Origin of the sequence: Pelagicoccus enzymogenes, from assembly GCF_014803405.1 — a bacterium.
Lineage (GTDB): Bacteria > Verrucomicrobiota > Verrucomicrobiia > Opitutales > Opitutaceae > Pelagicoccus > Pelagicoccus enzymogenes.
Genome location: NZ_JACYFG010000026.1, coordinates 1 through 9,589 on the forward strand (window position 1 = coordinate 1; position 9,589 = coordinate 9,589).

14 protein-coding genes are annotated in these 9,589 nt (G+C 50.4%); 1 reads left to right on the forward strand and 13 read right to left on the reverse strand.

The window, feature by feature from the left end; genetic code table 11:
• Nucleotides 1-314: 314 nt before the first annotated feature.
• Nucleotides 315-1,583 (forward strand): IS110 family RNA-guided transposase, encoded by a 1,269-nt coding sequence (locus IEN85_RS10750; RefSeq protein WP_191616790.1) that lies wholly within the window; start codon nt 315-317, stop codon nt 1,581-1,583.
• 34 nt (nt 1,584-1,617) lie between these two features.
• Here the strand turns inward: IEN85_RS10750 and IEN85_RS10755 are convergent, their stop codons facing one another.
• From IEN85_RS10755 to IEN85_RS10815, 13 genes are all read right to left on the reverse strand, one after another.
• Nucleotides 1,618-2,223: a hypothetical protein gene (locus IEN85_RS10755; protein WP_191617096.1), complete on the reverse strand. Its 606-nt coding sequence runs from the start codon at nt 2,221-2,223 to the stop codon at nt 1,618-1,620.
• A 53-nt stretch (nt 2,224-2,276) separates the two neighbouring features.
• The gene (locus tag IEN85_RS10760; RefSeq protein ID WP_191617097.1) at nt 2,277-2,780 is read right to left on the reverse strand and encodes a hypothetical protein; all 504 of its coding nucleotides are present in this window, start codon (nt 2,778-2,780) and stop codon (nt 2,277-2,279) included.
• 202 nt (nt 2,781-2,982) lie between these two features.
• Nucleotides 2,983-3,378, reverse strand: coding sequence for a hypothetical protein (locus tag IEN85_RS10765; protein WP_191617098.1), 396 nt, complete (start codon nt 3,376-3,378; stop codon nt 2,983-2,985).
• A gap of 77 nt (nt 3,379-3,455) precedes the next feature.
• Nucleotides 3,456-3,962, reverse strand: coding sequence for a hypothetical protein (locus tag IEN85_RS10770; protein ID WP_191617099.1), 507 nt, complete (start codon nt 3,960-3,962; stop codon nt 3,456-3,458).
• Nucleotides 3,963-4,092: 130 nt separating this feature from the next.
• A complete protein-coding gene (locus IEN85_RS10775) occupies nt 4,093-4,488 on the reverse strand; it encodes an FxLYD domain-containing protein (protein ID WP_191617100.1) in 396 nt (131 codons plus the stop codon).
• 79 nt (nt 4,489-4,567) lie between these two features.
• Nucleotides 4,568-4,882 (reverse strand): hypothetical protein, encoded by a 315-nt coding sequence (locus IEN85_RS10780; protein WP_191617101.1) that lies wholly within the window; start codon nt 4,880-4,882, stop codon nt 4,568-4,570.
• Between the two features lie 507 nt (nt 4,883-5,389).
• Complete coding sequence (locus tag IEN85_RS10785; RefSeq protein ID WP_191617102.1) at nt 5,390-5,776, reverse strand: hypothetical protein; 387 nt, start codon at nt 5,774-5,776, stop codon at nt 5,390-5,392.
• A gap of 36 nt (nt 5,777-5,812) precedes the next feature.
• Complete coding sequence (locus tag IEN85_RS10790; RefSeq protein ID WP_191617103.1) at nt 5,813-6,319, reverse strand: GNAT family N-acetyltransferase; 507 nt, start codon at nt 6,317-6,319, stop codon at nt 5,813-5,815.
• Nucleotides 6,320-6,469: 150 nt separating this feature from the next.
• Complete coding sequence (locus tag IEN85_RS10795; RefSeq protein WP_191617104.1) at nt 6,470-6,703, reverse strand: hypothetical protein; 234 nt, start codon at nt 6,701-6,703, stop codon at nt 6,470-6,472.
• Between the two features lie 66 nt (nt 6,704-6,769).
• On the reverse strand, nt 6,770-7,249 hold the full coding sequence (locus IEN85_RS10800; RefSeq protein ID WP_191617105.1) for a hypothetical protein: 480 nt from the start codon (nt 7,247-7,249) through the stop codon (nt 6,770-6,772).
• Nucleotides 7,250-7,415: 166 nt separating this feature from the next.
• Nucleotides 7,416-7,658: a hypothetical protein gene (locus IEN85_RS10805; RefSeq protein ID WP_191617106.1), complete on the reverse strand. Its 243-nt coding sequence runs from the start codon at nt 7,656-7,658 to the stop codon at nt 7,416-7,418.
• 85 nt (nt 7,659-7,743) lie between these two features.
• Nucleotides 7,744-8,448 (reverse strand): hypothetical protein, encoded by a 705-nt coding sequence (locus tag IEN85_RS10810; RefSeq protein WP_191617107.1) that lies wholly within the window; start codon nt 8,446-8,448, stop codon nt 7,744-7,746.
• Between the two features lie 304 nt (nt 8,449-8,752).
• Nucleotides 8,753-9,589: IS91 family transposase (locus IEN85_RS10815; protein WP_191616948.1), on the reverse strand; the 837-nt coding region annotated here is incomplete at its 5' end.

The window sequence follows — 9,589 nt, forward strand, 5'->3', positions numbered from 1 at the left end:
ATATAGGCTAGGAGAAGTTATTCATGATGCCCGAAAGGCGCGGGCCGAAGAGCTCGCTTTCGGGGCATTGTGAATAACTTCCGGCGGGGTTGGACTCCGTTTGGCTTTTCATTACAATTTCAGCGCTCGCCCGCAGTCCAGGAACAAATACGCGGCGTCCCCTGGAGGACTGTGACCTTACCGTTCCGGGCTGCGGGTAGCGCCTTGACTTTTTGACGACTCCTCGGTGGAAGCCCTCTGCACGGACCACTCTATATTGCTGTCGCTGCCGGTCAAGGACGAGCTTTCCGCAACCCTCAACCGACTATGACACGATGAAGGAAAAGCCCCTGGACTTCGCGATCGGGATCGACCGTTCCGACGCAACCCTGGACGTTTGCCTCGCCTCCCTGCGGGCGGGCTCCAGTCCGCGTTTCGACAAGCTGGCCAACAGCCCCGACGAACTGGGCGCGTGGCTGGCGAGGCTTCGCTCCGAGCATCCCGAGGCCCGCGTCGCGGTGGCCTTCGAGATGCCCGCTCCCGACCTGGTAGCCTTCCTGTGCCCGCGCGGCTGGCTGGAGGTCTACGCCCTCAACCCCAGCGTGCCGGCCCGCTTCCGCAAGGCCTTCAACGGCTCCGGGGCCAAGAGCGACCTGCTGGACTGCGAGGTCCTCGCCCAGCTGCTGGCCTCGCACCGCGACAAGCTCCGGGCCCACCGGCTGGACAGCGCGGCCATGCGCAGGATCGACTCGCTCTCCAAGGCCCGCCGCGGGGAGGTCGACCGGCAGGTCGAGCAGTGCAACCGCCTCAAGTCGCTGCTAAAAAGCAGCTTCCCGCAGGCCCTGGCGCTGCTGGGCAGGGACTTGCACGCCCCCATGGCGATAGGCTTCCTTCGCCGCTGGCCCTCGCTGCAGGCGGCCCGCGAGGCGGACCCCGAGGAGATGGCGGCCTTCTACCGCAGCTCCCACTGCTCGCGCAGGGACGTGATCGAGGAGCGCCTGCGGGTGGTGGCCGAGTCCGTCGTCCTGACCGACGACCCCGCGATCATGGACGTCATGGAGCTTCGAATCTCCAGCTGCCTGGACCACATCGAGGCCTGCTCGAGGGCCATCGCGAGATACGACCAGGAGCTGGCCCGGCGCTACGCCGAGTCGGAGGACAAGCCGATCTTCGACAGCCTTCCCGGAGCCGGTCCGGCTCTAGGGCCGCGGCTGCTCTCGGCCATGGGCGAGGACCGCTCCCGCTACTCCAGCCGCGAGGCCCTGCAGCGCTACAGCGGGGTCGCCCCCGTTACCCAGAGCAGCGGCAAGAAGCGCATCGTGCACCGCCGCTACTCCCGGCCGAGGTTCCTGATGCAGACCTTCGTGGAGTTCGCCGGCGAGTCGATAAAGTGGAGCTCCTGGGCGTCCGCGTTCTGGAGGATGAAGAAGGCCGCGGGAATGACCTACAACTGCGCCATGCGGGAGCTGGCCTACAAGTGGCAGAGGATAATATACCGGATGTGGAAGACTCGAACCGCCTACGACGAAGGGCTCTATATAGAACGACTAAAAGCGAAAGGAAGCCCGATATGCGCGTACCTGCAAGATTCCATGAAAAACTGATATAGCAGCTTGACTCCTAGCCTCAGTGGTAAGGTCAGAGCGGAGCGAAGGCCGGAGTTGTATGGGCCGCCTGGTTCGACAAATATTCCATTTTGAACGTGCCCGGCTTTTCGGATTCGACGTGAACTTTTTCGCCGTGTCGTTCGAGGTATCCATCTGTGATCCTCAGAAAGATAGTGCCACCTTTCGCTGCGGTTTCGACGATCATGTCACCTCCGAATACCGTCTGATTCAGGTCAGATAATAACTTTCCGTCTACTGAAGTAATCTTAAGTTTTGGTCCGAAATTAAGGATGATATCTCCGGTGTAGTATACGGTGTCATCTTTAACGGTGAAACTCCCACTTTCGATAAATTCTTTAATTTTGCTATGCGTAGGATCTGGCCGATTCGTGATTGCTTTAGTTGTTGCGATTAGTGACGCTTTATCGATCCGTAGGTTTGTAGCTAGAAGTTTCTCGTCTAGCTGCGAAATCTGAGACTCCAATTCGAGTATTCTGCTTTCCAGTTCGGAAAACCGCTCTTCTGTCAGGTCGGGTTCGATATCAACTATCACAGCTTCTTCAGGTTTTTGACTGCAACCGAAGCTAAGCAGCAATAGGGGTAGGGCTAAGAGTAGAGAGTTGGATTGTGTTTTCATAATTTTTTCGTCGAACCTCGAGTACAGACGCGAGCGCTTGCGCTCGTTGTCTGCTACGACTGGTTAGCCCCTTCGTTTTTTATCTTTTCGTAGACAATGTCTCGGGAAGAACCGACTCCTAGTGGAACAACAAGAAGAACTAAAACAGCTCCCTCCATTTCTCTTCTCAAGACAAGGTCTCCATTTCGGGTAAACATAAATACTGACGACTCAATCCCTGCTCCCAAAGCCATCGACTGAGCCTCGAAGGTGCCCATGTCGCCAATCGATGAAGCAATCGGTATTTTTCCTTTGGTAAGGTCGAAGTCTTTCCCTTCGCTGAAAGTTCGGCTGATAAGAACTTCATCATTTTTTATTGCTTCGACCAAGAGACTATCGTCGTTTCCGACAGAAACACGTATGAAATCAGTTTTCTTAAGTTGGTCTTTTGACTTTGGAAAAAGCAAATCAGTTAGCAGTGGATCGTTCCCATCAGAAGCAACCGCCATTCCTTTGTTTCGATAGATGCCAGCAATTTCTGGAAGTGTAATCCTTCCATGAAGCTCGTCAGGGGACACCGTGTATCTCTCAGAAACGCATCCAGACCAAATGAATGCGACTGACAGCAATATGCTTATAGTTATTTTATTCATTGGCTAACGTCGAGCTCAGGCGACAAGGCTTAGGTGGTCGTTTGAATTTCTGGGGTGGTTGGATGTCATGAGGTCGTGGTAAAAGAGGGGGAGGATTGCCGCAGTTGCCTGGAGCGTCTTGTTAGCCTTATGATTGCTGCTCCTTCTTCCACTGAACAATGATTCTATTTTTATCTTCTTTCCATGTGCAGCCGCAAAGTGGTACTACGATGTTCAATAGTTCTTCTGCGGTCACCTGAACTAATCTAATGTTTATATTTCCACAACGGTCTGAGAGGCCAGGTGGTGTGATCAGTTCACGATCGTACAGCGATGCGATATCGTAAATAACAACCCCAACCGGGGTTTCGCGGTAGTCGATCGAAATTAGGTCTTCTCTGTCATCAAGTGGGGTCGGATTCTTGAATCGATCAATTACATCCTTGGACACAGATTGCACGACATGAGATTCCGCGTGTGACTGGCAAAAAATCGGTGGTGAGAACAAGAGAATCGCAGCTAGGGTGCAAAGGGATGTTTTCATGATACTTGTTTCTTGGCTAACGTCGAGGTCAGACGCGAGCGCTTGCGCTCGTTGTCTGCACCGATTGGTTATGCTTTTTAGTTTTTAGCAAATTGTTTGATTTGATGTAGTGGGATTTTATCACGGTATCCAATGATTCCATCTGTGTAATAGAAAGAGGCTTTTTGTCTCGGCGGATTACCAACATAAAAAACGAGGGCGCCATCGCAATCGGCTGAGGTAATGAATTTGGAATGGCTCCGATCGTATTCGTCGCCTTCGGAAAGACTGAAATTCGTGTTTGGATTCTTCTTTAGTATTTCACTTATTCTTACTTTTTGGTTTTCTGTTTTATTCGGTTCAGGTTCGGCCAACAAGACAACTGATGACTGCTTGAACATTCGTTCAAAACTGAGGTTCGTGAACGTCTCGTGTCCGTATCTTTCTTCGAAGATGTGATAAGCTGGGGGTTCGGCTTGCATCAGAACTCGTTCCGTCACTTCTGGAAATACAAAGAATGCGAGAACGAAAAGTGATATCGATAGAGAGATGGACATGCCGAATCCAAATATGATTCCGTCTGCGAATGGTTTTTGTTTCTTCATATTTGCATAACGCTAAGGTGATACGACGGCGGCTTCGGTCATCGCCTCCACGTCTGGTATGGTTGATTTCGATGTGTTTTCGTCAAAGAGGCGAGCGTTTGCCGCCGTTGTATCGACCGCCTTGTTAGCACTATCTCCTGTATCCATTAGATACGGTCGCTTTGGTGGTTTCGTAATCATCGATTACAGTCAAAATGGTCGGTTCTGTTATCTTAAAACTCTCTTTAGATTTTGATCTGACGATCGGTACATTGCCACCATAGCCGGAGGTCTCGTCGAGGAACTGTCCGGCTTCATCATAGAACTCTACTTGAATCCCGACGCTTTGCCAATCTTCGTCACTTAAGTTTTCAACGGTCCCAAAGATTGCCAATAGTTCATCTCTTTTCTCTATCTTTGTTATTTCTACCTTAAAATCATCTGGATCCGGTCCTTCCATTTGCTTCGTGGAGAAGTAGAAGAATCCCAGGATCCCTGCCGTCAGCAGAACCGAAGAAATCGCTTTAACTGTATTCAGATTTTTCATTCATTTGCTAACGTCGAGTGCATACGCGGAGGCTAGCGCGGAGCGCTGGCCGGAGTTGTATGGCACGACTTGTTCGAATTCATTTGTAGATGGTTCGTGAATGTCCTCGTTCCTTTATCCATGATTCGATTTTTTCGTACGCAATTTCTAATCCGTCGGTTAAGTCTTCTAGGCCTATCTTGATACTTTCAGTTCTTTTCTTTTTATCCCACAACCCGATCAGTATTTCTGGATCGTTGGTGTTTTGCGGTGTGACGCTCATTTCGTAAATATCGCCGCTATCGTCTACAACGTGGATAGTTCGAACATCGTAGTCTCGGTGCTTTGTGAATACATGAAGACCGCGACTTTTCGACCACGGCATGAGTTGCGGATCTAGATCTTCGTAAGTCATCTTCTTTCTTCGAACGCTGAAGTGATACGCGAGGGCCTAAATGCCCGTTGAGAAAGTAGTTGTGATGATTCGTCCTTGTTGCGTCCGCAACTCGGGGCGCTTGGCCCGAGTTGTATCGACTGACTTGTTCTGCCATTCTTTTCTTTTCATCTTTTGATCCTCGATCCTTACAATGGAAAGTGTGTGTTCTCGGGACCATATCCTCTTCTAATCATTTCTTTCTTTGTTTCGTTCCACGACCAGATTCTCAGCGAAATCCATTTGAATGGCTTTAGAAGCGTGATCGTCGAAGAAAGCTCGTTTGCTCGAGTCGCGTAATATTCTTTGAATACACGTTCTCGTTCTTTTTCTTCGTCAATGTGGGGAGGTTTGTACATTTTCTATTTTTGCAGAACGTGAAGGTGATACGCGAGGGCCTAGGTTGAACGTGGTGAAAGAGTAGGGCAAGATTTGACCCTGCTGCATCCACAACTCGGGCGCTTGGCCCGAGTTGTATCGACCGCCTTGTTAAGCATCTTTCAGTCCTATTATTTTGGTGATTTTAGCTTCCGCAACTCTTCGACTTCCTTCCATGAAAAAGCACGTCATTCCTTCCTTTGCTTTCTCTTTGTGAAAGAGCTTCCGCTTGTCGAAAGCCGCAATCCACATGAATGCATATCCTTCTTTTTCTACAGTTTGGTGTTCATCTGTCAGTACTTTACCGGACTCGTCGAGGAACTCTGGCCAAACCATGTGGATGCCATCTTTCTTGGGGTCCTCGTCTTCGTAACTGAGGTCGGATCGATAACCTTGTGATGGAAGCTGAACTCTTCCTCCTTCTTCGTAACCGTAGAATCGATACCGAACCTTGAAGTCGGGCTTACGCTTTCTGGTTACTTCGTTTGGTGTCCACATTTTCTTTCTGCTTAACGTCGAGTGCATACGCGGAGGCTAGCGCGGAGCGCTGGCCGGAGTTGTATGGCACGACTGGTTCTGTATTATTTCTTTGATACGATATTTGAGTTTCGGAAGCATTCTGTTCTGTGGTTTGCTCTCAACCTCGCCAACTCGGACACAACCTTGCTTGAGGTAGAATCCTTCCGCATCTGGATCGGAAATGACTGTGAACTCTTCTATCTTTAGATTCATGCAGTCCTCTTTGATCTTTTTGAATGCTTGATTTCCGATTCCTCGCCCGATTGCTTTCGAGAGAAGCCAGAGATGATCAAGAACGTCTTCGTTCTTTTCTCTTTTGATCGAGAAGAAGCCAACAAGCTCACCTTCTGCTAGAATCGTTCGAACTAGGTTTTGGGTGATTTCTTCTTCTTCAATCTTTAGATCTTTCCTCCAGATATCGAGTTGCTCCTTCGAGTAGCCCCAGTGTCCCTTCGACTCGATAGCCAAATCGCTCAAGACTTTAGCTTGTTGGGGCTGTGCTTTGGGGAACTCGATTTTCATTTTTCTACAGAACGCTGAGCTCATACGCGAGGGCTCAGAGAACCGTCGTGAAAGTCTCAGGGTTGAATTGTCCTTGCTGGTTCCACAACTCGGGCGCCTGGCCCGAGTTGTATGGAGCGACTGGTTCTACCTTTTTCCTTTTTTTATTCACTAGTTAAAGTTGTCGAAGGTGTGAATGCTGTGTCCTTGTGGAAGATGCCCCCTTCTGATCATTTCCTTTTTAGCTTCTTTCGCAGCCCAGAATCTCAAATAGATCCATTTCAGTGGTTTGAGGATCAAGAAAGTGGTCTTCAGTTCGTTTCGCCGAGAATCGTATTTTTCTTTGAATACACGATCACGTTCTCTTTCGAGATCGATGCTTTCGTCTTGGTTGGCGAATTTCATTTTTTGTAGAACGCCGAGTACAGGCGGCGAGCGCTTGCGCTCGTTGCCTGCTACGATTTGTTAGCTTTAGTTTTTAATTCTTCCGTTTGCGATTTCAAGAGTGGTTATGGACGTGAAGAGTGTCCCAAGACTCGCGAAGTCATACACTCCATCTTGTTCAAAATCATCATATTTTATAAACGCTATGTAGCGGCCGTCTTCTGGTCTCGGAATTTCGTAGTCTTCGTTATGCTTAAACCAAGCGTGTAAATCGATTTCAGTCGTTTCGACTTCACTGGGTTCCAGTTCGCTGAATTCTGGAACGGAAGCATTAGACTCTCCAACGAAATAGACCTTTGTGACTTCGTTCTCTTCGTCTATTAGATAAAGTTGGTATCCGTGATACTGGACTCCATTTGACGTTAGCTGGTTATGGTAGTAACTCAGTTTCTTATCTGAGTTGTTGGCCCATTGGATCTTGGCTATCTCTGCCTCGAACCGCAGGCTGAGGCTGATGCCTGTATCGCCACTACCTGCAAATGCGTACGACGATAGAACGAAGTACAACGTCAGATATTTTAGGATACATTTCATTTAGCTAACGTCAAAGCCACACGATGTCGGCTTCAGTCGAGATTCCAAGTCTGTTGAGCTTTATATTCATGAGGACGCTACGAAAGAAGCGGGCGTTTGCCGACATTGTGTGGGCTGCCTGGTTCTGCCAAATGTTTCTTTAATCCGTTAGGTTGTGAAGACCGTAGGTTTTTAGCTTCGGATCGAGGTCAGGATCTAGCCCAACTTTTTTGTCCTTTAATGATCCTGAGCACTTTCTGTATTCTTTTACTTCATACTTTTTTCTGATCTTTTCTTTTCTTTTCTCCAAGAGGATTTTCGCGAGCTTACCGATGCAGAGAAGCAAGATGCCGAGAATCGTGCATCCGCCGAGTATGATGAAATACGGTAAAAGCTCTTCCATTTTATTTTATGTGCAGAACGTCGAGTGCATACGCGGAGGCTAGCGCGGAGCGCTGGCCGGAGTTGTATGACACGACTTGTTGGGCTTAATTGATAGTTTGTAGTACATACCACAAGTTTCTGATTATGAGCAATAGGATAGCCAGTAGACCTAAGCCAAAGCATATGAAAGTGAACTTTGCCCAACCTTGATGCAATTTGTCTGACTCGGTCGTGACCATATGAAAAGCATCACCAATTCTTTTTTCGGGAATGTTGAGCTCCCAAATTGCGTATGAGATCATGGAGAACTCCCCATTTTCTAGGGTATCGCGATCTATAAGTTCTTCAAGAGGCTCTCCAAAACAGCGCTCAACCCATAGGTTTAGATACACATTATGGCCATTCGTAAATCTGTCTTGATCATTCTTTGTGAGTGGATCGTTTTCCACTATATCCATGTACCACTCCGTTAGTTGAAAAGATGCGACACCAGCCTCTCTAAAATCACGATAGCTTGCGTAATCCCTGATTACCTTCGGACATTTGCTCATAAAAGAGAGCCTACCGATTGCGAAGAAAAGGCTGGCAAAATAGAGTACCCACCATGGAAAAGGTAGAACTAGTGCATTCGCCCACTCAGAATAGTTAGTGTGCGGTAGGACATCGTTTTTAAGTGCGAATACGAGCTTTGCAGCGATGGGCGTGACAAGGAACCAGAAGACAGAACTCTTCACTGCCTTGCTTTCCCCTAGCGATCTTAACGAGGTCCAAGTTACTCGACGGTACAAGATTCTGAGGGGGTTCTTCATTTTCATATTTTTGCCCAACGTTAAGTTCACCCGACGCAGCGAAGCGGAGTGGGTGCAACGTCTTGTTCGAGGATGTTTTCTTTATGGGTTTATCGGGGCGGAGGGCTTCGGTATCCGGTGGCGAGCGGGGCGGCTGAACGATGCTTCTGGCTTCATTTGCTATCTTCGATATGCGGTTTCTACTTAGTCAGCAAGCCCGGATATCCGTTAAATCCATAGCTTGATTGGGATCGGTCAAATGCGTTGCCAGGCGGCAGGGCTTGTCCTGTCGCTAAGCTTGAGGCGGACCTGGGCGTTTCGCGTTTCACGAGCTGTCGAGAAGGTCGAGCAGCGAGTGGAAGCTTGGGGTCTCGGCCTCGAAGGCGAGATCCCCGCAACTGGGACAGCGTACGCCATGCTCCTGGTGGCGGAGCTCGATGTTCGCCGCCACCGCCAGCAACGCTTTGACCATATCGACCAGAGCGAGCCCTTGCTGCTTGATCGACTGGCGGGCCTGATCGAGGCCCTTGGGATTCCAGAAGCCGTAGTACCTGATGCGCCGGAAGCCGGCGGGGAGCACGTGCTGGGCGAACATCCTCACGAAGTCGCCTCCGGCGACGGTGGCGAGCTTCTTGGCGCCGTCCTGGCGGTAGTCCTTCCATTCGAAGGTTACGCTCCCTTCGCCGACCTCGCGTATCCGCCCTTCGGATATGGCGACCTTGTGGGCGTACCTGCCGACGTACTCGACGACCTTGTCGGGGCCGCAGTAGGTCTCCTTGGTGTAGACGACCCATGGGCGCAGGGAGGAGAGCCTGAGCGCTCCGCGGAACCTGCCGGGGCCCCAGCCGGGGGGAAGCGTAAGCTTCCCTTTGGCGTGGAGTCTCTGGACTGCTTTGAGGAACTTTCCCCGGAAGACCTTCGAGAGCTTCTTCACGTCGAAGAGGCTGCCCTTGCCGTCGCGCCATACGCCGTCGGCCAGCGAGCCGCACGCCACGACGTAGTGGACGTGCGGATGCAGCTGGAGACGCTGCCCCCAGGTGTGCAGGACGCCGAAGAAGCCGCCCTTGCCGCCGAAGCGGCGGTCGGAGGCGAAGAAGCTTTTGAGCGTGCCCGAGCTCGCCGCGAAGAGAAGGTCGTATATGGCGGCTTCGTTGTAGCGGAC

What these genes read in the sequence shown, in the direction of transcription:
- IEN85_RS10750 (WP_191616790.1), top strand. Translation starts at nt 315, where the DNA reads ATGAAGGAAAAGCCCCTGGACTTCGCGATCGGGATCGACCGTTCCGAC.
- IEN85_RS10755 (WP_191617096.1), bottom strand. Translation starts at nt 2,223, where the DNA reads ATGAAAACACAATCCAACTCTCTACTCTTAGCCCTACCCCTATTGCTG.
- IEN85_RS10765 (WP_191617098.1), bottom strand. Translation starts at nt 3,378, where the DNA reads ATGAAAACATCCCTTTGCACCCTAGCTGCGATTCTCTTGTTCTCACCA.
- IEN85_RS10770 (WP_191617099.1), bottom strand. Translation starts at nt 3,962, where the DNA reads ATGAAGAAACAAAAACCATTCGCAGACGGAATCATATTTGGATTCGGC.
- IEN85_RS10775 (WP_191617100.1), bottom strand. Translation starts at nt 4,488, where the DNA reads ATGAAAAATCTGAATACAGTTAAAGCGATTTCTTCGGTTCTGCTGACG.
- IEN85_RS10780 (WP_191617101.1), bottom strand. Translation starts at nt 4,882, where the DNA reads ATGACTTACGAAGATCTAGATCCGCAACTCATGCCGTGGTCGAAAAGT.
- IEN85_RS10785 (WP_191617102.1), bottom strand. Translation starts at nt 5,776, where the DNA reads ATGTGGACACCAAACGAAGTAACCAGAAAGCGTAAGCCCGACTTCAAG.
- IEN85_RS10790 (WP_191617103.1), bottom strand. Translation starts at nt 6,319, where the DNA reads ATGAAAATCGAGTTCCCCAAAGCACAGCCCCAACAAGCTAAAGTCTTG.
- IEN85_RS10795 (WP_191617104.1), bottom strand. Translation starts at nt 6,703, where the DNA reads ATGAAATTCGCCAACCAAGACGAAAGCATCGATCTCGAAAGAGAACGT.
- IEN85_RS10805 (WP_191617106.1), bottom strand. Translation starts at nt 7,658, where the DNA reads ATGGAAGAGCTTTTACCGTATTTCATCATACTCGGCGGATGCACGATT.
- IEN85_RS10810 (WP_191617107.1), bottom strand. Translation starts at nt 8,448, where the DNA reads ATGAAGAACCCCCTCAGAATCTTGTACCGTCGAGTAACTTGGACCTCG.